Origin of the sequence: Pseudomonas sp. R1-43-08, from assembly GCF_003852255.1 — a bacterium.
Classification (GTDB): domain Bacteria; phylum Pseudomonadota; class Gammaproteobacteria; order Pseudomonadales; family Pseudomonadaceae; genus Aquipseudomonas.
The window spans coordinates 140,884-165,685 of the sequence record NZ_CP027734.1 but is presented as its reverse complement, the minus strand read 5'-3'; the positions used below and the strand labels follow the sequence as shown (position 1 = coordinate 165,685).

Here is a 24,802-nt window from a genome sequence, read left to right as displayed (position 1 = left end):
CAAATGCATGACAAAAAGTGACTTGTTGGCAGGTTATAAGTGCGTCATACGCAATCCACCGGGTAATGCGGGGCATTTAATGTGGGAGGGGGCTTGCCCTAATGCCGGTCAGTTAAGAAGTAGCAGGAGCGAGAACTAACTTGTGGCGAGGGAGCTTGCTCCCGCTGGGGCGCGAAGCGGCCCCAAACAATGGGACTGCTGCGCAGTCCAGCGGGAGCAAGCTCCCTCGCCACAGGTTCGGTGTCGCCTTAACTAACTGGCATTAGGGCTTGCCCCCTGCCACATTTGATTTCAGCCCGGCTGGGCTTCCAGCCAGGTGGCGTGGCAGCTCTCGCGCATGGTCTCGCGCAGCCATTTGTGCGCCGGGTCTTTGTCGAAGCGCGGGTGCCAGGATTGCGCCAATACCAGGGTCGGCAGCGAAATCGGCAAGGCGAACGAGCGCAGCGGCAGCTTCAGGCGCTTGGCGCTCAGGAGGGCTTCCTTGGGCACCGGCAGCAGCAGGTCGGAGTCGGGCAACATGAACATCGCGCCGTGAAAGCCGGGGGCGATCATTGCCACGTGGCGCTCCAGGCCCTGGGCATTCAAGGCGGTATCGATAGGCCCACGGGCGATGCCGCGTCGCGAGATGCTGATGTGGGAATAGCTGGCAAACCGAGCGGCGGTGATCTCTTCGTCGAACAGCGGGTGATCTTCCCGGGCCAGGCCGACAAACGTGGTCGAGAACAGATTCTGCACCTTCACTTCGGGCCCGGCCGGCATGGTATTGCTCACCCGCAGGTCCAACCGCCCTTCGCGCAGCGCTTCATCGTCGGTGTCGCCTTCGGGCACGAAGCGCAGTTCGCAGAACGGCGCCGCGCGTTGCAGGGTGTCGAACAGCCGACCGCCATACACACCGATGAAAAAGTCATTGGCGCGCACGCTGAAGCGGCGGCGCAAAGTGCTCAAATCGACTTGGTCCGCCGAGCGAAACAACAACGCCGCCTGCTCCACCACGTTGCGCACCTGGCCTTGCAGCTCTAGCGCTTTGGGCGTCGGCACCAGGCCGCGGCCGGCGCGCACCAGGATCGGGTCACCCACCGCCTCGCGGATACGCGTGAGGGTACGGCTCATGGCCGCCGGGCTCAGGTTCATCCGTCGCGCGGCGCCCACCACGCTGCCTTCATCGAGCAAGGCGTCGAGGGCGACCAGCAGGTTCATGTCCGGTAGTTGCATGCCAAGCACTCATGTTCGGTTGGGAGTGAACTGGACGCAATCCTAGCAGGCTTTAGCGGTTCAGAACGGCGCGTCGCCCTGGATGGTGGTGCGGAACAATTTGCGGCGCAGATGGCCCGGGCAGCCGGCCGCCAGGTGGATCAGCGAGCGGTTGTCCCAGAACACCAGGTCATGGGGCTGCCACTGGTGGCGGTAGATGTTTGCCGGCAGCACGCTGTGGGCGTAGAGCTGGGCCAGCAGGTCGCGGCTTTCGTCCTCTGGCAGGCCGACGATGCGGGTGGTGAAGCCTTCACTGACGAACAGTGCCTTGCGGCCGTTTTCAGGGTGAGTGCGCACGATGGGGTGCTCCACTTCGGCCACTTGGGCGAGCTGTTCAGGGGTCAGGGTGGGACGCCAGTTGCCCTCGAATTTGCTTTCGCTGTAACGCGCGGTGTAGGAATGCGCGGCGCGGCGCCCTTCAACGGCGTTGCGCAAGTGCTCGGGCAGTTGTTCCCAGGCTTTGTGCATGTCGGCAAACAGCGTGTCGCCGCCCTCGGACGGCAGTTCCTGGGCATGCAGCATCGAGCCCAGGCTGGGCAGCTCCTTGTACGAAAGGTCCGAGTGCCAGAATTTGCCTGCATCGCCCAGGCCGATGGATTGGCCGTTTTCGATGATGTTGGAGACGATCAGGATCTCCGGGTGATTGGCCAGCAGGAACTGTTTGAGCACATGGATTTGCAGCACACCGAAGCGGCGGCTGAAGGCGATCTGTTGTTCTGGGGTGATGCGTTGGTCGCGGAACACGATGACGTGGTGGTCCAGGTGTGCGCGATGGATGCGGGCGAAGTCCTGGTCGTTGAAGGGTTGGGATAGATCCAGGCCGATGATTTCGGCGCCGACACTGCCGGAGAAGGGGCGGATGTCGAAGGTTTGGTTGATGGTGGACATTGGATTCACTTCCGGCAGACAGGGGAGTGAATTTATAGGTCTAAGAATGGAAGTTTAAATACTGTTAGGGCATATCCATATGCTTTGGTGATGCTGATGGCCTCATCGGGGGCAAGCCCCCTCCCACATTTGAATGTGTTCACAAATCAAGTGTGGGAGGGGCGGTGCGACGATTCGACTTGCTCCCGATTGGGCCGGCAAGAGCGATAGAGATTAGCGCTCGTGCAACGCCTCGGCCCGCGCCTTGATGATCGGCTTGAGCAGGTAGCTGAGGATGCTTTTCTTGCCGGTGATAATGTCCACCGAGGCGACCATGCCGGGGATGATCAGCAACGGCTTCTCATCGGTGCCCAGGTGGCTGCGGTCGGTGCGCAGGGTGATCATGTAGTAGGTGGTTTTCTTGTCTTCATCGGTGATGGTGTCAGCGCCGATGCGTTCGAGCTTGGCCTTCAGGCCACCGTAGATGGTGTAGTCATAAGCGGTGAATTTGACCACCGCTTCTTGCCCAGGGTGCAGAAACGCGATGTCTTGCGGGCGGATCTTGGCTTCCACCAGCAGGGTGTCGTTCAGCGGCACGATTTCCACCATGTCACTGCCCGGCTGGATCACGCCGCCCACGGTGTTGACCAGCAGCTGCTTGACGATCCCGCGCACCGGCGAGGTGACCAAGGTACGGCTGACGCGGTCTTCCAGGGCGCGACCGGTGGATTCGGCCTTGTTCAGTTCGGTGCGGGCCTCGTTGAGTTGGGTCAGGGCTTCGCTGCGGAATTTGCCACGGGTTTCGTCGATCTTGCGCTGCACTTCCTTGATCGCCGATTCGGCACGGGGGATCGCCAGGGTGGTGGCGTCCAGCTGGCCGCGGGTTTCCATTTCGGCGCGCTTGAGGCGCAGCACTTCCACCGGCGACACCGCGCCCTGGGCCACCAGCGGCTCGGACATGTTGATTTCCTGGCGTTGCAGGGACAGCTGGCTGCGGTACTGGCCTTGCTTGGAGGTGAACTCGCGCAATTCCTGCTGGCGCTGCACCAGTTGTTCCTGCAAACCGCCAACTTCGTCTTTCAACTGCTGGCGACGGCTTTCATACAGCGAGCGTTCGTTGGCGGCCTGGCTGGGCGCGGCCTTGAGCACCTCGTCGGGAATGTTCAGGGGGCGATCATCCACCTGCGCGCTCAGGCGCTCGACGCGCAATTGCATGGCCAGGCGCAGGGCTTCGGTTTCCCCGGCGTTGGACACGAACCGCGTGTCATCCAGGCGAATCAGCGGCGCACCGGCCTCGACGATCTGGCCTTCCTTGACGTACAGCTCGGCGACGATGCCGCCTTCCAGGTTCTGGATTTTCTGCAATTTGGACGACGGAATCGCCTTGCCGTCGCCACGGGTCACTTCGTCGATTTCGGAGAAACCCGCCCACACCACCAGGAACAGGAAGAAGGCAATGATGGCCCAGATGGTCAGGCGAATGACTCGCGGCGCATCTTCGATCAACGCTTTGTTGACCTCGGGCAGCGGCTGGCCGTGCAGCGAGTCGGAACCTTTGAAGTAGCGGCCGACCGCGTTTTTGATGGAGTTAAGCAACACTGATCTGCCCCTTCTTCAACGCTTCCATGACCACGGCTTTCGGGCCGTCCGCAAGAATCTGCCCACGGTCGACCACCAGCAGGCGGTCTACCAGGGAGAGCAGCGAGGCACGGTGCGTCACCAACACCACGGTCTTGTTTTGCACCACGGCGTGCAGGCGTTGTTTCAAGCGTTCTTCACCGGTGTTGTCCATGGCGCTGGTGGGTTCGTCCAGCAGCAGGATAGGCGGGTTGAGCAGCAGCGCACGGGCCAGGGCGACGTTCTGGCGCTGGCCGCCGGACAGGTTCTGCCCACGCTCGCCGACTTGCAGTTCGTAGCCTTGCGGATGCAGGCGCGCGAATTCGTGCACGCCGGCCAATTCCGCCGCCTGCAGGACCATTTCGTCTTCGACGTATCGTGCGCCGCTGACCAGGTTGTCACGCAGGGTGCCGGCCAGCAGTTGGATATCCTGGGCGACGTAGCCGATGTTGTGGCGCAGTTCGCTGACATCGATCTGGCGCACGTCCACGCCGTCCACCAGCAACGCGCCGGAGTCAGGCTGGTAAAGGCCGACGATCAATTTGGCCAGGGAGCTTTTGCCCGAGCCGCTGCGGCCGATGATGCCGATTTTTTCCCCTGGTTTGATCACCAGATTGATATTTTTCAGCGCAGCGTTCTGTTGGTTTGGATACGTGAAGTTCAGGCCCCGGCACTCGATGGCGCCTTGCAGGGTGCGGCGGCTCATGGGGCGCTCTTCGAAGTTGCGCTCCTGGGGCAGTTCCATCATCTGGTCCACCGAGGTCATGGTGACCTTGGCTTGCTGGTAGCGCGTGAGCAGGCCCGACAGCGAAGCCAGCGGGCTCAACGCGCGGCCACTGAGCATGTAGCAGGCAATCAGGCCGCCCATGCTCAGGTTGCCGTCGATGATCTGGTACACGCCGAACACGATCATGATCACGCCGGCCAGTTGCTGGATCAGCAGGGTCATGTTCATCGACAGGCCCGACAGCAACTTCACCCGCAGTTCGAGCCGGCTCAAGGTGCCGATGGTCTGTTCCCAGCCGTACTGGCGTTCGCTCTCGGCGTTGTTGACCTTGACCGCGTCCAGCCCGGCGAGGGTCTCGATCAGGCTCGACTGGCGCTCGGCGGCCAGGGCCATGGTGCGTTCCATGGTCGCGACCAAAGGCTTCTGCAGGGCGTAGCCGATACCCAGGGCAATCGGGAACGCCAGCACCGGGATCCACACCAGATGGCCGCCGAGCAGGGCGATCACCAGGAAGATCAGCAGCGTGAACGGCAGGTCGATCAGGCTGGTAAGGGTCAGCGAGGCGAGGAAGTCGCGCAGGCTCTGAAACTCATGGATGTTCTGCGCAAAGCTGCCGACCCGCGCCGGGCGGTACTTCATCGACATGCCGACGATGCGCTCGAACAAGGTGGCGGAGATGATCAGGTCGGTTTTTTTACCGGCCAGGTCCAGGCACAGACTGCGCAGGCTTTTGAGCACCAGGTCGAACAGGTACGCGCCACAGATGCCCACGGCCAGCACCCACAGGGTGGCGGTGGCCTGGTTCGGAACCACGCGGTCGTACACGTTCATCACGAACAGCGGCGCGGCCATGGCGATGATGTTGATCAAAAAACTGGCGGCGATGGCGTCGGTGTACAGCCAGCGCGAGCGCTTGAGGGTGTCGCGAAACCAGGACCGCGCCCGCGGGATCAGGGTGCCATGGTTGACGTCGAATTTGTGCTGCGGTTGGGCGAAGAAGACTTTGCCGATGTAGTCAGCGGCCAGCAGTTCGCGCTTGATCAGCACTTCCCCGCCGTCGCTTTCGCTGAGCAGCACCCGCGCTTCATCGTCGCCCTGCCAGCCGACCAGCACAGTACTGCGCCCGTCCTTGAGCAGCAGCAGCGCCGGCAACGCGATGGCCGGGATCTGTTCGAGCTTGCGTTGCAACAGCCGGCCCTGCAGCCCGGCACGCGCGGCGGCACGCGACAACAACTCGGCACTCAGGCGCTGCGAAGGCAGCGGCAGGCCGGTGGTGAGCATGGCCGCGCTGGCCGGTTTCTGGTGCAGGGCGCAGAGTGCCAACAACCCGTCGAGTAACGGGTCGTCGTGCAGCGTGCGTGGATCATGACTGAGATGAACTCGACTGACTTCGGATTCCACGCGGTGCACTCTCGACTAACAGATGGGGCTACGGATGACTCAGTTCATCCCAGGCAGTTGGACTTTGGGCTTCACATCGTTTTGCACGATCGAGGCCATTGGAGCGACTACGCCTTGGCTTTTGAGCAATTGGCCCATGGTCGCCTTGATTCGGTACTGAGTAAATAACTGAATGTTCTTGATCTCTTCCAGGCGACGCGAAGCGGTGAACAATTCGTTCTCGCTGTCGAGCAGGTCCAGCAGGGTACGTTGGCCCAGGCTGAACTGTTGCTGGTAGGAGGTGCGCACGCGCGTGCTGTGGTCCACATACTGCTGGGCCACCGGCAGTTGCGCGTTGGCATTGTTCAAGGCGTTCCAGGCCAGGCCCAGTTCTTCATTGAGCTGGCGCAGGGCGTTGTTGCGGATGTCCAGGGCCTGGTTGGCCTGGTACGACTTCGATTGCAGGTCGGCCTTGTTGCTGCCCCCGGCAAACAGGTTGAAGCGCATACGCACCATGGCTTCCCAGCCGTTGCTGTGGTTGGCGTCGCCGCCGACGTTATTGTCGGCATTGGTGCCAAGCTCAGCATCAAAGCGCGGGTAGAAGCTGGACTTGGCGGCGGCGTACTGCTTCTCGGCGGCAGAGATGTCCGACTCGGCCGAGCGCAGAACCGGGCTGTTGTCGAGCATCTGGCGACGCGCTTCATTCAGGTCGGCCGGGAGCATGGCCATGAACGGCGCCGGGCGCTCAAGCTGGTCGGGCATCTGGCCAACGGCGCTGAGGTAGTTGGTTTGCGCATCCGCCAGGTTGGTCTGCTCGGTGATCAGGTTGTTGCGGGCCTGGGCCAGACGCGCTTCGGCCTGGTCCTGGTCGGCACCGTTACCGACGCCGCGCTGGGTGCGCAGCTTGATCTGATCGTAAATGCGTTCGTGGTTGCGCAGGTTGTCTTCGGCCAGGCGCACGAACTCGCGACGGGTCAACACTTCCAGGTAGACCTGGGCAACGGTCAACGCGGTGCGCTCGGATGTACCGAGCAGGGAATAGGCACGGGCGTTGACGTTGGCTTGTTGACGCCCGACTTCGCTGGAGGTGGCGAAACCGTCAAAAATCATTTGTTGCAGGCGCAGGCTGGACTCGCCGCGATTGAGGGTTTCCCAGTGGTTGCCGCCTGTGCCATTGGCGAGGCGGGTGGAGGCGTTATCGGTGCCTGCACGGCCATAGCCGGCATTCAAATCGACACGCGGCAGATACCCACCCTGCGCCGCACGCAGCTGGTAATCGGCGGCGATACGGCTGTTCACACCGGCCTGAATCTCAGGGTGCACATCCAGTGCCTGCTGCATGGCTTGGGGCAATGTTTGGGCTTGGACAAAACTGGCGGCGAGAACGAACGGTATTGCCTTAAGCAGGTGCAGACGCATTAAAAAATTCCCCAGGACTTCTTGTCTCAAATCACAGCGATTGGCGCCGCTGCGTCGGATAATGGCTACCGTAATGACCGTACGTCGGAAAGTTCAAATAGCGGAACTGCTTCACACATGTAGGACGGTTCGCCGCATAAATATCAATGTGACATTACGGAGGCGATTGTTTAGGATGGCGACCATAAGGTCAATAGTTTGGCAGAAACTAGATAACTAAAAATTCCAGCCAAATATTTGACGCCAGTAACTATCTAGACTACGCCCCCTCCAGTTTGGCCCTACTCTTAAGTGGCCACATGGAAATCATCAGAAACGGATCGCCGGAGAAATATTTAATGAGCAATGTTGTTGCCATCGTCAAAAGCATTGTTGGTCAAGTGTTCGTTATTTCTCCGGAAGGAACGCGCCGTGTTCTGGTTGAGGGTGATCGCCTGTTCGCGGGCGACCAGATTGACACGGGCCTGTCGGGCGCGGTGAGCCTGGAACTGGCTGATGGGCGCACACTGGACCTGGGCCGCGACACCCAGTGGAGCGCCGACATGCCGGACTCCACTGCCGACCTGGCCGCCGCCACCGAACAGGCCGCGCCGTCGGTAGCCGAACTGCAACAAGCCATCGCCGCCGGCGCCGACCCGACCACCGACCTGGAAGCCACGGCAGCAGGCGCAACCGCTGCCGGTAATGGCGCCGCAGGCGGGGGCCACAGCTTTGTGGTGCTGGACGCGACCGCCGGCCGTGTCGATCCGACCATCGGTTTTCCCACCGCCCCTATCGGCCAGGGCACGTCAACCCTGAACACCTTTACGGGTGCCCAGGCTTCTACCGGCAACGGCAACCTGGCGCTGCAGCCTGCGACCCTGAGCCTGAGCGCCACGCCTAGCATCACCGAAGCCGGAGGCGTGCTGACCTACACCGCCACAGTGACCCAGCCCGGCACCAGCGACTTGACCATTACTCTGTCCAACGGCGCGGTGATTACCATCCCGTCCGGCCAACTGACCGGCACCGTCAACGTGCCCCTGGCACCTAACGACAGCCCGTACATCGACGCCAGCCAGATCAGCGTCAACGTCACCGGCACCACCGGCGGCAACAACCTGGTGCTGACCCTCGACCCTAACCCGGCCGTGACGCAGATTACCGACACCCTCGACACCACCACCGTGACCTTGACGGCCGGTTCGAGCGTGACCGAAGGCGGGCAGATCACTTACACCGCGACCTTGACCAACCCGGCGCAGACGCCGGTGAACGTCACTTTGAGCAATGGCTCGGTGATCACTATCAAAGCCGGCGAGTCGACGGGTACGGTCGTGGTCGATACTCCGGCCAACGACGTCTACGTTAATGGGTCGACTGTCAGCACCACTATTACCGGCGCAACCGGCGGCAACTTTGAAAACCTGGTGCCGAGCACCACGCCTGCGGTCACTACGATTACCGATTCGGTTGATACCACCACCGTCACGCTGACGGCGGGTTCGACTGTGACCGAAGGCGGTCAGATCACCTACACCGCTACCCTGACCAACCCGGCGCAGACGCCGGTGAACGTCACCCTGAGCAATGGCTCGGTGATCACCATCAAGGCCGGCGAGTCCGTGGGCACCGTTGTGGTCGATACCCCGGCCAACGATGTCTACGTTAACGGTTCAACCGTCAGCACCACGATCACCGGTGCCACCGGCGGTAATTTTGAAAACCTGGTACCGAGCACAACGCCTGCCGTTACGACCATCACTGATTCGGTCGACGCCACCGCCGTTACGCTGACAGCCGACACGAGCGTGACCGAAGGCGGCCAGATCACCTACACCGCTACCCTGACCAACCCGGCGCAGACGCCGGTGAACGTCACCTTGAGCAATGGCTCGGTGATCACTATCAAGGCCGGCGAGTCCGTGGGCACCGTGGTGGTCGATACCCCTGCCAACGATGTCTACGTTAACGGTTCGACCGTCAGCACCACGATCACCGGTGCCAGCGGCGGCAACTTTGAAAACCTGGTACCGAGCACAACGCCTGCCGTTACGACCATCAATGACTCGGTCGACGCCACCGCCGTTACGCTGACTGCCGACACGAACGTGACCGAAGGTGGCCAGATCACCTACACCGCCACCCTGACCAACCCAGCGCAGACGCCGGTGAACGTCACCTTGAGCAATGGCTCGGTGATCACCATCAAGGCGGGCGAGTCGGTAGGCAGCGTGGTCGTCGACACGCCGCCGAACGATGTCTACGTCAACGGCAGCACCATCAGCACCACCATTACTGGCGCCACCGGCGGCAACTTTGAAAACCTGGTACCGAGTACGACGCCAGCGGTTACCACTATTACCGACTCCATCGACACTACGACCGTCACGCTGACAGCTCCGGCCGAGGCGAACGAAGGTGGTCAGATCACCTACACCGCTACGCTTTCTAATAAAGCGGGCAGTGACGTCACGCTGAAGTTGGATAACGGTTCGAGCATCACCATCAAGGCCGGCGATACCGTTGGCACTGTGACGGTGCCTGCACCTACCGATGACGTGTTCATCGACAAGAGCAGTCAGACTGTTCAGATCACCGAGACTACTGGTGGCAACTTCGAAAAACTGGAAGTTGCGGGCAATGGCGCGACCACCACAACTAACGACACCATCGACAAGGTCGATGTAGTTCTGACCGCCACCACCACAGTCGGCGAAGGCGGAAACATCGTCTACACCGCCAGCCTTGTGGATAAAAACGGCGCGCCGGTGACTAACATCACCAATCCACTGACCGTCACCCTGGATAACGGGCAGAGCATCACCATCGGCGTGAACCAATCAAGCGGCAGCGTTTCGGTTGTTGCACCGGATGACGTTTACAAGGGCGACCAGACCGTCACGACCGCTATCAATGGCGTGACCGGTGGCGAGCATTTCGAGAATTTGGTGCCAGGTACTGCTCCGGTCAACACGACCGTTACTGACACCCCAGGCACTGACAACGCCACCACAGTGACGCTGACTGCTCCGGCTGAAGCGAACGAAGGTGGTCAGATTACGTACACCGCGACCTTGAGCAACAAGGCCGGTACTGACGTAACTTTGAAGCTGGATAATGGCTCGTCGATCACCATCAAAGCGGGTGACACCGTCGGTACTGTGACCGTACCCGCACCGACCGATGACGTGTTCATCGACAAGAGCACCCAGACTGTTCAGATCACCGAGACTACTGGTGGCAACTTCGAAAAATTGGAAGTTGCGGGTAACGGTGCGACGACGGCAATTAACGACACCATCGACAAGGTCGATGTAGTTCTGACCGCCACAACCACCGTTGGCGAAGGCGGAAACATCGTCTACACCGCCAGCCTTGTGGATAAGAACGGTACGCCGGTGAGCAACATCACTAACCCGCTGACCGTCACCCTGGATAACGGCCAGAGCATCACCATTGGTGTGAACCAGTCGAGTGGTTCTGTTTCGGTTGTGGCTCCGGATGATGTGTACAAGGGCGACCAGACCGTCACGGCCGCTATCAAGGGCGTGACCGGTGGCGAGCATTTCGAAAACCTCGTGCCTGGTACTGCTCCGGTCAACACGACCGTTACCGATGCTCCGGGTACCGATAACACCACCACCGTTACGCTGACCGCACCAAGCGCGGTTAACGAAGGCGGCCAGATCAGCTACACCGCCACGCTTTCCAACAAAGCAGGCAGCGACGTCACTCTGAAGCTGGACAACGGCTCTTCGATCACCATCAAAGCCGGCGATACCGTTGGCACCGTGACCGTCCCTGCGCCTACCGATGACGTGTTTATCGATAAGAGCACTCAAACGGTCAAGATCACTGAAGCCACGGGCGGCAACTTCGAAAAATTGGAAGTTGCAGGTAATGGCGCAACCACCACAATCAACGACACCCTCGACAAAGTCGACGTGGTCCTGACGGCCACCACCACCGTCGGTGAAGGCGGCAACATCGTCTACACCGCCAGCCTTGTGGATAAAAACGGCGCGCCGGTGATCAACATCACCAACCCGCTGACCGTCACTTTGGATAATGGCCAGAGCATTACCATCGGGGTAAACCAATCGAGCGGCACGGTCACCGCCGTGGCACCTGATGATGTTTACAAAGGCGACCAGACCGTCACCACTGCCATTCAGACTGTCACTGGCGGTGAGCACTTCGAAAACCTAGTGCCGAGCACCACACCGGTCAATACCACCGTTACTGATACTCCCGGCACTGACAACGCCACCACAGTGACGCTGACGGCTCCGGCTGAAGCGAACGAAGGCGGTCAAATTACGTACACCGCGACGCTCTCTAATAAAGCGGGCAGTGACGTCACCCTGAAGTTGGATAACGGCTCGAGCATCACCATCAAGGCTGGCGATACCGTCGGCACTGTGACGGTGCCTGCGCCTAGCGATGATGTGTTCATCGATAAGAGCACTCAAACCGTTCAGATCACTGACGCCACTGGCGGCAACTTTGAGAAACTTGAAGTTGCGGGCAACGGCGCGACCACCACAATCAACGACACCCTCGACAAGGTCGACGTGGTCCTGACCGCCACCACCACCGTTGGCGAAGGCGGCAACATCGTCTACACCGCCAGCCTTATGGATAAGAACGGTGCGCCGGTGACTAATGTCACCAACCCGCTGACCGTGACGTTGGATAACGGCCAGAGCATCACCATCGGTGTAAACCAAACGAGCGGCAGCGTTTCGGTTGTTGCGCCCGATGATGTGTACAAGGGCGACCAGACCGTCACGACCGCCATCAAAGGCGTGACCGGTGGCGAGCACTTCGAAAACCTAGTTCCGGGTACCGATAAAGTCACCACAACTGTGACTGACACCCCTGGCACTGATAACACCACCACCGTTACGCTGACCGCGCCAAGTGCGGTCAACGAAGGTGGTCAAATCACCTACACCGCTACGCTTTCCAATAAAGCGGGCAGTGACGTTACGCTGAAGTTGGATAACGGCTCCTCGATCATTGTTAAGGCTGGCGACACCGTCGGCACCGTGACCGTGCCAGCGCCAAGCGATGACGTGTTCGTCGACAAGAGCAATCAGACCGTCAAAATCACCGACGCTTCTGGCGGCAACTTCGAGAAACTGGAAGTTGCGGGTAATGGCGCAACCACCACAATCAACGACACCATCGACAAGGTCGATGTAGTTCTGACCGCCACTCCTACCGTTGGCGAAGGCGGCAACATCGTCTACACCGCTACCCTTGTGGATAAAAACGGCACGCCGGTGAGCAACATCACCAACCCGCTTACCGTCACGTTGGATAACAGCCAGAGCATCACCATCGGTGTAAACCAAACGAGCGGCAGCGTTTCGGTTGTTGCGCCCGATGATGTGTACAAGGGCGACCAGACCGTCACGACCGCCATCAAAGGCGTGACCGGTGGCGAGCACTTCGAAAACCTAGTTCCGGGTACCGATAAAGTCACCACAACTGTGACTGACACCCCTGGCACTGATAACACCACCACCGTTACGCTGACCGCACCAAGCGCGGTTAACGAAGGCGGCCAGATCAGCTATACCGCAACCTTGAGCAATAAGGCCGGCAGTGACGTCACCCTGAAGTTGGATAACGGCTCGTCGATCACCATCAAAGCCGGCGATACCGTTGGCACCGTGACCGTGCCTGCTCCGACTGATGACGTGTTCATCGATAAGAGCACTCAGACCGTCAAAATCACCGACGCTTCTGGCGGCAACTTCGAGAAACTGGAAGTTGCGGGTAATGGTGCGACCACCACGATCAACGACACCATCGACAAAGTTGACGTAGTCCTGACCGCCACCACCACCGTTGGCGAGGGCGGCAATATCGTCTACACCGCCAGCCTTGTGGATAAAAACGGCACGCCGGTGAATAACATCACCAATCCGCTGACCGTGACGTTGGATAACGGCCAGAGCATCACCATTGGGGTAAACCAATCGAGCGGTTCTGTTTCGGTTGTGGCTCCGGATGATGTGTACAAGGGCGACCAGACCGTCACCGCAGCTATCAAAGGCGTGACCGGTGGCGAGCACTTCGAAAACCTGGTGCCAGGTACTACTCCGGTTAACACCACTGTTACCGACACACCGGGTACCGACAACACCACTACCGTCACGCTGACCGCGCCAAGTGCGGTTAACGAAGGTGGGCAGGTCACTTACACCGCCACGCTTTCCAACAAAGCAGGCAGTGACGTCACGCTGAAACTCGACAACGGCTCGTCGATCACCATCAAAGCGGGTAATACCGTCGGCACCGTGACCGTACCTGCTCCGACCGATGATGTGTTCATCGACAAGAGCACTCAGACGGTTCAGATTACCGAAACCACTGGCGGCAACTTCGAGAAACTGGAAGTTGCAGACAACGGCGCAACCACCACAATCAACGACACCATCGACAAGGTCGATGTAGTTCTGACCGCCACTCCTACCGTTGGCGAGGGCGGCAATATCGTCTACACCGCCAGCCTTGTGGATAAGAATGGCGCGCCGGTGACTAACATCACCAACCCGCTGACCGTGACCCTGGATGACGGCCAAAGCATCACCATCGGCGTGAACCAATCCAGCGGCACGGTTACCAGCGTGGCACCGAACGACGTCTACAAAGGCGATCAAACCGTCACCACCGCCATTAAAGGCGTGACCGGTGGCGAGCACTTTGAAAATCTGGTGCCGGGTACCACAGCGGTTAACACCACTGTCACGGACACTCCGGGCACAGCTGATACCACTACCGTCACCCTGACTGCGCCAAATGCGGTTAACGAGGGGGGTCAGATCACCTACACCGCGACCTTGAGCAACAAGGCCGGCAGTGACGTCACCCTGAAGTTGGATAACGGCTCGTCGATCACTGTTAAGGCTGGCGACACTGTCGGCAGCGTGACCGTGCCAGCGCCAAGCGATGACGTGTTCGTCGACAAGAGCACTCAGACCGTCAAAATCACCGACGCTTTTGGCGGCAACTTCGAGAAACTGGAAGTTGCAGACAACGGCGCAACCACCACAATCAACGACACCATCGACAAGGTCGATGTAGTTCTGACCGCCACTCCTACCGTTGGCGAGGGCGGCAACATCGTCTACACCGCTACCCTTGTGGATAAAAACGGCACGCCGGTGAGCAACATCACCAATCCGCTGACCGTCACTCTGGATAACGGCCAGAGCATCACCATTGGTGTGAACCAATCGAGCGGTAGCGTTTCGGTTGTTGCACCGGATGACGTGTACAAGGGCGACCAAACCGTCACGGCCGCTATCAAGGACGTGACCGGTGGCGAACACTTCGAAAACCTAGTTCCGGGTACCGATAAAGTCACTACAACTGTGACTGACACCCCAGGCACTGATAACACCACCACCGTTACGCTGACCGCACCAAGCGCGGTTAACGAAGGCGGCCAGATCAGCTATACCGCAACCTTGAGCAATAAGGCCGGCAGTGACGTCACCCTGAAGTTGGATAACGGCTCGTCGATCACCATCAAAGCCGGCGATACCGTTGGCACCGTGACCGTGCCTGCTCCGACTGATGACGTGTTCATCGATAAGAGCACCCAGACCGTCAAGATCACCGACGCGACTGGTGGCAACTTCGAGAAGCTTGCAGTCGCGGGCAACGGCGCAACCACCACCATCAACGACACCATCGACAAGGTCGATGTGGTTCTGACCGCCACTCCTACCGTCGGCGAAGGCGGCAACATCGTCTACACCGCCAGCCTTGTGGATAAGAACGGCACGCCGGTGAATAACATCACCAATCCGCTGACTGTCACTCTGGATAACGGGCAGAGCATTACCATCGGTGTAAACCAAACGAGCGGTAGTGTTTCGGTTGTTGCGCCAGATGATGTGTACAAGGGCGACCAGACCGTCACCGCAGCCATCAAAGGCGTGACCGGTGGCGAGCATTTTGAAAACCTGGTGCCAGGTACTACAGCGGTTAACACTACTGTCACGGACACTCCGGGCACAGCTGATACCACTACCGTCACCCTGACTGCGCCAAGTGCAGTTAACGAAGGTGGTCAGATCACCTACACCGCGACCTTGAGCAACAAGGCAGGTACTGATGTAACGCTGAAACTCGACAACGGTTCGAGCATCATCATCAAGGCTGGCGATACCGTCGGCACCGTGACCGTGCCTGCTCCGACTGATGACGTGTTTATCGATAAGAGCGCTCAGACCGTCAAAATCACCGACGCTTCTGGCGGCAACTTCGAAAAACTGGAAGTCGCAGGCAACGGCGCAACCACCACGATCAACGACACCATCGACAAAGTTGACGTCGTCCTGACCGCCACTCCTACCGTCGGCGAAGGCGGCAATATCGTCTACACCGCCAGCCTTGTGGATAAAAACGGCGCGCCGGTGAGCAACATCACCAATCCGCTGACTGTCACTCTGGACAACGGTAAAACCATCACCATCGGCGTGAACCAATCCAGCGGCACGGTTACCAGCGTGGCACCAAACGACGTCTACAAAGGCGATCAAACCGTCACCGCATCAATCAAAGGCGTCACCGGTGGCGAGCACTTTGAAAATCTGGTGCCGGGTTCCACGCCGGTTAACACCACTGTTACCGATACACCGGGCACTGACAACACCACTACCGTCACACTGACCGCGCCAACCGCCGTGAACGAAGGTGGCCAGATTACGTACACCGCCACGCTTTCCAACAAAGCAGGCAGCGACGTCACCCTGAAGTTGGATAACGGTTCGAGCATTACCATCAAGGCTGGCGACACCGTCGGCGCTGTGACTGTGCCTGCTCCGACCGATGACGTGTTCATCGACAAGAGCACTCAGACGGTTCAGATTACCGAAACCACTGGCGGCAACTTCGAGAAACTGGAAGTTGCAGGCAACGGCGCAACCACCACCATCAACGACACCATCGACAAGGTCGATGTAGTTCTGACCGCCACTCCTACCGTTGGCGAAGGCGGCAATATCGTCTACACCGCTACCCTTGTGGATAAAAACGGCGCGCCGGTGAGCAACATCACCAATCCGCTGACCGTCACCTTGGATAACGGGCAGAGCATCACCATTGGTGTGAACCAGTCGAGTGGTTCTGTTTCGGTTGTGGCTCCGGATGATGTGTACAAGGGCGACCAGACCGTCACCGCTGCTATCAAAGGCGTGACCGGTGGCGAGCACTTTGAAAATCTGGTGCCGGGTACCACAGCGGTTAACACGACTGTCACGGATACCCCAGGCAGCACGGACCTCACCAGCGTCACGCTGACCGCGCCAAGCGCCGTCAACGAGGGTGGTCAGATCACCTACACCGCCACGCTTTCTAATAAAGCAGGCAGCGACGTCACGTTAAAATTGGATAACGGCTCTTCGATCACTATTAAAGCGGGCGACACCGTCGGTACCGTGACTGTGCCTGCTCCGACCGATGATGTGTTCATCGACAAGAGCACTCAAACGGTCAAGATCACCGACGCCACGGGCGGCAACTTCGAGAAACTGGAAGTCGCTGGCAATGGCGCAACCACCACCATCAACGACACCATCGACAAGGTCGATGTAGTTCTGACCGCCACTCCTACCGTTGGCGAAGGCGGCAACATCGTCTACACCGCTACCCTTGTGGATAAAAACGGCGCGCCGGTGAGCAACATCACCAATCCGCTGACTGTCACTCTGGACAACGGTAAAACCATCACCATCGGCGTGAACCAATCCAGCGGCACGGTTACCAGCGTGGCACCAAACGACGTCTACAAAGGCGATCAAACCGTCACCGCATCAATCAAAGGCGTCACCGGTGGCGAGCACTTTGAAAATCTGGTGCCGGGTTCCACGCCGGTTAACACCACTGTTACCGATACACCGGGCACTGACAACACCACTACCGTCACACTGACCGCGCCAACCGCCGTGAACGAAGGTGGCCAGATTACGTACACCGCCACGCTTTCCAACAAAGCAGGCAGCGACGTCACCCTGAAGTTGGATAACGGTTCGAGCATTACCATCAAGGCTGGCGACACCGTCGGCGCCGTGACTGTGCCTGCTCCGACCGATGATGTGTTCATCGACAAGAGCACTCAGACGGTTCAGATTACCGAAACCACTGGCGGCAACTTCGAGAAACTGGAAGTTGCAGGCAACGGCGCAACCACCACCATCAACGACACCATCGACAAGGTCGATGTAGTTCTGACCGCCACTCCTACCGTTGGCGAAGGCGGCAATATCGTCTACACCGCTACCCTTGTGGATAAAAACGGCGCGCCGGTGAGCAACATCACCAATCCGCTGACCGTCACCTTGGATAACGGGCAGAGCATCACCATTGGTGTGAACCAGTCGAGTGGTTCTGTTTCGGTTGTGGCTCCGGATGATGTGTACAAGGGCGACCAGACCGTCACCGCTGCTATCAAAGGCGTGACCGGTGGCGAGCACTTTGAAAATCTGGTGCCGGGTACCACAGCGGTTAACACGACCGTCACGGATACCCCGGGCAGCACCGACCTCACCAGCGTCACGCTGACCGCGCCGAGCGCCGTCAACGAAGGTGGTCAAATCACCTACACCGCCACGCTTTCTAATAAAGCAGGCAGCGACGTCACGTTAAAATTGGATAACGGCTCTTCGATCACTATTAAAGCGGGCGACACCGTCGGTACCGTGACTGTGCCTGCTCCGACCGATGATGTGTTCATCGACAAGAGCACTCAAACGGTCAAGATTACTGACGCCACGGGCGGCAACTTCGAGAAACTGGAAGTCGCAGGCAATGGCGCAACCACCACCATCAACGACACCATCGACAAGGTCGATGTAGTTCTGACCGCCACTCCTACCGTTGGCGAGGGCGGCAATATCGTCTACACCGCTACCCTTGTGGATAAAAACGGCGCGTTGGTGAACAACACCACCAATCCGCTAACCGTCACTCTGGACAACGGCAAAACCATCACCATCGGCGTGAACCAATCCAGCGGCACGGTTACCAGCGTGGCACCAAACGACGTCTACAAAGGCGATCAAACCGTCAACGCAGCTATCAAAGGCGTGACCGGTGGCGAACATTTCGAAAATCTGGTGCCAGGCACCACCGCAGTGAATACCACTGTCACGGATACTCCGGGCACTGCTGATACCACTACTGTCACCCTGACCGCGCCAAGTGCAGTTAACGAAGGTGGACAGATCACCTACACCGCGACCCTGAGCAACAAGGCCGGCAGTGACGTCACCCTGAAGTTGGATAACGGTTCGAGCATTACAATCAAGGCTGGCGACACTGTCGGCACCGTAACTGTGCCTGCCCCTACCGATGATGTGTTCATCGACAAAAGCACCCAGACCGTCAAGATCACCGACGCGACTGGTGGCAACTTCGAGAAGCTTGCAGTCGCGGGCAACGGCGCAACCACCACCATCAACGACACCATCGACAAGGTCGATGTGGTTCTGACCGCCACTCCTACCGTCGGCGAAGGCGGCAACATCGTCTACACCGCCAGCCTTGTGGATAAGAACGGCACGCCGGTGAATAACATCACCAATCCGCTGACTGTCACTCTGGATAACGGGCAGAGCATTACCATCGGTGTAAACCAAACGAGCGGTAGTGTTTCGGTTGTTGCGCCAGATGATGTGTACAAGGGCGACCAGACCGTCACCGCAGCCATCAAAGGCGTGACCGGTGGCGAGCATTTTGAAAACCTGGTGCCAGGTACTACAGCGGTTAACACTACTGTCACGGACACTCCGGGCACAGCTGATACCACTACCGTCACCCTGACTGCGCCAAGTGCAGTTAACGAAGGTGGTCAGATCACCTACACCGCGACCTTGAGCAACAAGGCAGGTACTGATGTAACGCTGAAACTCGACAACGGTTCGAGCATCATCATCAAGGCTGGCGATACCGTCGGCACCGTGACCGTGCCTACTCCGACTGATGACGTGTTTATCGATAAGAGCGCTCAGACCGTCAAAATCACCGACGCTTCCGGCGGCAACTTCGAAAAACTGGAAGTCGCAGGCAACGGCGCAACCACCACCATCAACGACACCATCGACAAAGTTGACGTCGTCCTGACCGCCACTCCTACCGTCGGCGAAGGCGGCAATATCGTCTACACCGCTACCCTTGTGGATAAAAACGGCGCGCTGGTGAATAACATCACCAATCCGCTGACTGTCACTCTGGATAACGGTAAAACCATCACCATCGGCGTAAACCAATCCAGCGGCACGCTCACCACCGTGGCACCAAACGACGTTTACAAAGGCGATCAAACCGTCACCGCAGCTATCAAAGGCGTGACCGGTGGCGAACATTTCGAAAATCTGGTGCCGGGAACTACAGCGGTTAACACGACCGTCACGGATACTCCGGGCACTGCTGATACCACTACCGTCACCCTGACAGCGCCAACCGCAGTCAACGAAGGTGGACAGATTACGTACACCGCTACGCTTTCCAACAAAGCAGGCAGTGACGTCACGCTGAAACTCGACAACGGCTCGTCGATCACCATCAAAGCGGGTAATACCGTCGGCACCGTGACCGTACCTGCTCCGACCGATGATGTGTTCATCGACAAGAGCACCCAAACGGTCAAGATCACCGACGCAACTGGCGGCAACTTCGAAAAACTGGAAGTCGCGGGCAATGGCGCAACCACCACGATCAACGACACCATCGACAAGGTCGATGTGGTTCTGACCGCCACTCCTACCGTCGGCGAAGGCGGCAATATCGTCTACACCGCTACCCTTGTGGATAAAAACGGCGCGCTGGTGAACAACACTACCAATCCGCTGACCGTCACTCTGGACAACGGCAAAACCATCACCATCGGTGTAAACCAATCCAGCGGCACGCTCATCACGGTGGCACCAAACGACGTTTACAAAGGCGATCAAACCGTCACCACCTCTATCAAAAGCGTGACCGGTGGCGAGCATTTCGAAAACCTGGTGCCGGGTACCACAGCGGTTAATACGACCGTCACGGATACCCCAGGCAGCACCGACCTCACCAGCGTCACGCTGACCGCGCCAAGCGCCGTCAACGAGGGTGGCCAGATCACCTACACCGCCACCTTGAGCAACAAGGCCGGCAGCGACGTCACCCTGAAGTTGGATAACGGTTCGAGCATCACGATCAAGGCTGGCGAGACCGTTGGCACCGTAACTGTGCCCGCGCCAAGCGATGACGTGTTCATCGACAAGAGCACTCAAACGGTCAAGATCACCGACGCAACTGGCGGCAACTTCGAAAAACTGGCAGTCGCAGACAACGGCGCAACGACGACGATCAACGACACCATCGACGATGTAACCGTGGTGCTCAAGGCCACGGGTTCGGTCAGCGAGGGCGGGCAGATCGTCTACACCGCGTCGCTGGTCGACAAAAATGGTGCGACGGTGACCAACGTCGGTTCCGACCTGGTGGTGAAGCTGGATAACGGCTCGACCATTACCATCGGCAGCGGCAAGTCCAGCAGCTTCACCACCGCCACCGCGCCGAACGATGCGTATGTCGGCGCCAATGATGTCACTGCCAAAATCAGTGCCGTAGTCAGTGGCGGCGACAAATACGAGCACTTGATGGTCGACGGCAGCACCGTGGTCACCAAAGTCACGGATGTGGTCACCAACACTACCCTCAGCATCAGCGGCGACGCTTCGGTGACCGAAGGTGGTACGGCGCACTACGCCCTGACCTTGAGCAACCCGGCGCAAACCGACGTGACCGTCACCCTCAAGTACAGCGGCACGGCCACCGATGGTTCGGATTTCAATGGTGTGTACACCGTGAAGATCCCGGCCGGCGCCAGCAGCGTGCCGTTTGATATCCGCACACTTGACGACCGAATCACCGAGCCGACCGAAAAAATCGTCATCACCATCGACAAGGCCACCGGGGGCAACTTCGAGAACCTGGTGATCGACAAGGGCACGGTCAGCACTGACATCCTCGACAACGATGCGCCGCCGGTTATCGACCTGGACGCCAACAACTCCAGCGGTGCCAGCGGCAACGACTTCAAGACCTCCTTCACCGAAGGCACCGCCGGGCCGGGTGTGTCGATTGCCGACACCGATATCAAGATCACCGATCCGGACAGCACCCTGCTGACCGGCGCAACGGTCACCCTGACCAATGCACAAGCCGGTGATGCCTTGAACCTGGGCAACAGCGTGAATGGCATCAGCGTCAGCACCAACAATCAGACGGGCACCATCACCCTGACGTTGTCGGGCAGCGCGACGCTGGCTGACTACATGCAGCGTATCCAGAACATCACGTTCACCAACACCAGCCACGACCCAAGCACCACGCCGCGCACCATTACCGTGGCGGTGACCGACGGCGGCAATTACTCCAACGTCGCCACCACCACAGTCAACGTGGTGGCGGTCAACGATGCGCCAGTGGCAACGGGCGGGGCCGTGACCGGTACGGAAGACACTGCGCTGGCCTTGACCTGGGCAAACTTCGGCGTGAGCGACATGGACTCGCCATCAGCCAGCCTCGGCGTGAAAATCACCGACCTGCCGGTGGCCGGCAAGCTGCAATACCTGGCAACCGACGGCACCACCTGGACCAACGTGACCAGCGGCCAGACCTTTACCAAAGCCCAGATCGATGGCGGCCAGTTACGCTTTACGCCAAACGCCAACGAGTCCGGCACCGACGGTTATGGCGGCACGGGCATCGGTAACAAGCAGGCCGATTACGCACAGTTCAAGTTCCAGCCCACCGACGGCAAGGACCTGGGCACCAGCGCCACGGTGAAAGTCGATATCACCCCGGTGGCCGACGCGCCAACCCTGGGTGTGGCTGACAACAACGTCAACTCGGTCGGCCTGATCAAGCAGAGCTGGAACAGCCTTCCCGGCCTTGGCACCAGCGGCAACGGCGCCGCACCGGACGTGCTGAAAAAAGCCATCGATGGCGCCGGCACGCCGAACAGCACGGCGGTGGTGACCAATGTCGAGTCCACCACCGACGTTACCCCCGGTTCAGGCGGAAAAATCTCCGGCCTGATGTACATGGAAGCCGGCAAGAACTACACCTTCAGCGGCGTCGCCGATGACAGCCTGCTGATCAACGTCGGCGGTAAAGACGTGGCCAGCGGCCTGTGGGGCACCAACAGCGGCAAGTTCAGCGGCACGTTCACGCCGGCGGTCAGCGGTTACTACAGCATTGAGATCTATCAGGCCAACCAGGCGGGCCCCGGCAGCTATGATGTCAACCTGTCGATCAATGGCGGCGCGACGCAGAACTTGAGCACCAGCAACGTCCCGCTGTACACCGGCATTGCCGACCTGACCAACGCCGGCGTGACCGTGTCCGACCTGCATGGTAGCAACGGTGACGGTTACTACGTGGGTTATAAGCTCAACGAAGGCCTGGAAAACGGCAGCGTCAAACTGTCCAAGATCACCACCGCGCTGATCGACACCGATGGTTCGGAAACCTTGGCGGTGAAGATCGGTGGCATTCCGGCAGGCTCGGTGCTTACCGACGCTTCGGGACACACCTTCACGGCGACGAAAACCGTGGGCGAAGTCAACGTCAACGGCTGGGACCTGGGCACCCTGACCATCAAGCCGCCGACCTATTACAGCGGCCAGTTCAACCTGACCGTGACCTCGACGTCTACCGAAAGCATCGGCGGCTCGGCGACCACCACCGCGCAATTGCCGGTGACGGTCTACCCGGCGGCGTATAACTCGGTAACCGGCACGTCGGGCAGCGACTCGATCATCGGCACCGACGGCAACGACATCGTCGTGGCCGACATCGGCGGCCTGAACGTGGTGCAGGGCAAGAACTACAACCTTGCCTTCATGGTGGACAGCTCCGGCAGCATGAGCGCAGCGTCGATCGACGCGGCGAAGGCTTCATTGACCACGGTGTTCAACTCACTCAAAAACAGCCTGGGCGCCAACACGTCGGGCACGGTGAATATCTTCCTGGCCGACTTCGATAGCCAGGTGAACAAGTCGATCGCCATCAACCTCAATGCCCCCAATGCGCTGACCCAGCTCAAAGCGGTGCTGGACTCGATGGGGTCGGAAGGCGGCACCAACTACGAAGACGTGTTCAAGACCACCGCCAACTTCTTCCAGAGCGACCTGGCGACCAAAAATACCGGCGCGACCAACCTGACGTACTTCATCACCGACGGCCAACCGACGTTCTACCAGAGCGGCGAGCAGACCAACCCGACGCTGTACGGCAACGTCAAGTTCGATGATGTGGTAACGACGGCCAACTACACGCCCGGGACCGCGGTCGGCAAGTACCTGGATAACACCCATTACTTGAGCATCGACGCCTCGGGTGCCGCTCAACTGCAAACCTCGAACGGCTTCTGGTGGACGGCCTACAACCTGGGCACGGTCCGCGCCCAGGGCGACGGCACCTTTGAGTTGTCCAACCTTGACGGCCGAGGCAACAGCACCGACACGGCAACACTGGCCAACTCCAAGAGCGCCTTTGCGCTGCTGGGCGGGCTGTCGCATGTGGAGGCGATCGGTATCAACAGCGACATCAGCTTAAGCGACCTGAAGCCTTACGACAGCGATGGCAAGCCACAGGCCAATATCGATCCGAAGGACCTGGCCAATGCCATCCTCGGCCATACCGAGGCGACTCTGCCAGGCGCGGACAGCATCAGCGGTGGCGACGGCAATGACATCCTCTTTGGCGACTTGGTGAGCTTCAGCGGGGTGACCGGCGAGGGTTACAACGCCCTGCAGGCTTTTGTGGCACAGAAAGCCGGTGTGGCCGTCTCGGCGGTTACCACCTCGAACGTGCACCAGTACGTCACCGAACATTACGCGGACTTCGACGTGTCCGGCGCCAAGGACGGCAACGACACGCTGCTCGGCGGCAATGGCGATGACATTCTGTTCGGCCAGGGCGGCAACGACGTGCTGGACGGCGGCAAGGGCAATGACATCTTGCTGGGCGGTACCGGCAACGACACGTTGATGGGCGGTCAGGGCAACGACATCCTGATCGGCGGTGCGGGTGCCGACACCTTCGTGTGGAAAGCCGGTGACATCGGCAACGATGTGATCAAGGACTTCAAGGCGTCGGAAGGTGACCGGATTGACCTGCGCGATCTGTTGAAGGGCGAGACGGACAGTACCATCGACAACTACCTCAAGATCACCACGGTAGAAGGCGTGTCGACCCTGCAAGTGAGCAGCGAAGGCAAGCTCAACGCCGCCGGTGGCCTGGCCAATGCGGATGTGACCATCAAGCTGGAAGGCAACGATTGGTCCCACACCAGCATCAACTCGCTGATCAGCGGTGCCGACCCGACCATCAAGATCGATCACACCGCCTAAGCTTGGGTTTATCGGCCGCCCTTGAGGCGGCCGATTTATTTGGGCGATACGTTGCTGGCCCTGGCGGCCGGTTGCATCGCATACTCGCGCTTATCAACACACGGCCGGCCTATGCGGCTGAAGATGTGTGGCTTTT

At 59.4% G+C, this 24,802-nt stretch carries 6 protein-coding genes; 1 reads left to right on the top strand and 5 read right to left on the bottom strand.

The window, feature by feature from the left end; all coding sequences use genetic code 11:
* Positions 1 to 291 precede the first annotated feature (291 nt).
* From C4J87_RS00680 to C4J87_RS00660, 5 genes are all read right to left on the bottom strand, one after another.
* Positions 292 to 1,212 (bottom strand): LysR family transcriptional regulator, encoded by a 921-nt coding sequence (locus C4J87_RS00680; RefSeq protein ID WP_124365325.1) that lies wholly within the window; start codon positions 1,210 to 1,212, stop codon positions 292 to 294.
* A 60-nt stretch (positions 1,213 to 1,272) separates the two neighbouring features.
* A complete protein-coding gene (locus tag C4J87_RS00675) occupies positions 1,273 to 2,139 on the bottom strand; it encodes a TauD/TfdA family dioxygenase (protein WP_124365324.1) in 867 nt (288 codons plus the stop codon).
* Between the two features lie 213 nt (positions 2,140 to 2,352).
* On the bottom strand, positions 2,353 to 3,717 hold the full coding sequence (locus tag C4J87_RS00670; protein WP_124360684.1) for an HlyD family type I secretion periplasmic adaptor subunit: 1,365 nt from the start codon (positions 3,715 to 3,717) through the stop codon (positions 2,353 to 2,355).
* Complete coding sequence (locus C4J87_RS00665; RefSeq protein ID WP_124365323.1) at positions 3,707 to 5,863, bottom strand: type I secretion system permease/ATPase; 2,157 nt, start codon at positions 5,861 to 5,863, stop codon at positions 3,707 to 3,709. The genes C4J87_RS00670 and C4J87_RS00665 overlap by 11 nt, the downstream gene beginning before the upstream one ends.
* 39 nt (positions 5,864 to 5,902) lie before the next feature.
* On the bottom strand, positions 5,903 to 7,261 hold the full coding sequence (locus C4J87_RS00660; protein WP_124360682.1) for a TolC family outer membrane protein: 1,359 nt from the start codon (positions 7,259 to 7,261) through the stop codon (positions 5,903 to 5,905).
* A 338-nt stretch (positions 7,262 to 7,599) separates the two neighbouring features.
* Here C4J87_RS00660 and C4J87_RS00655 point away from each other — a divergent pair, with 338 nt between their 5' ends.
* Positions 7,600 to 24,666 carry a retention module-containing protein gene (locus tag C4J87_RS00655; protein WP_124365322.1) on the top strand — a complete coding sequence of 5,689 codons (17,067 nt, stop codon included), beginning with the start codon at positions 7,600 to 7,602 and terminating at the stop codon, positions 24,664 to 24,666.
* Positions 24,667 to 24,802: the final 136 nt, after the last annotated feature.

Bases quoted from the DNA above. Each gene is read 5' to 3' on its own strand.
- C4J87_RS00660 (WP_124360682.1), bottom strand. From the start codon at position 7,261: ATGCGTCTGCACCTGCTTAAGGCAATACCGTTCGTTCTCGCCGCCAGT.
- C4J87_RS00675 (WP_124365324.1), bottom strand. From the start codon at position 2,139: ATGTCCACCATCAACCAAACCTTCGACATCCGCCCCTTCTCCGGCAGT.
- C4J87_RS00680 (WP_124365325.1), bottom strand. From the start codon at position 1,212: ATGCAACTACCGGACATGAACCTGCTGGTCGCCCTCGACGCCTTGCTC.
- C4J87_RS00655 (WP_124365322.1), top strand. From the start codon at position 7,600: ATGAGCAATGTTGTTGCCATCGTCAAAAGCATTGTTGGTCAAGTGTTC.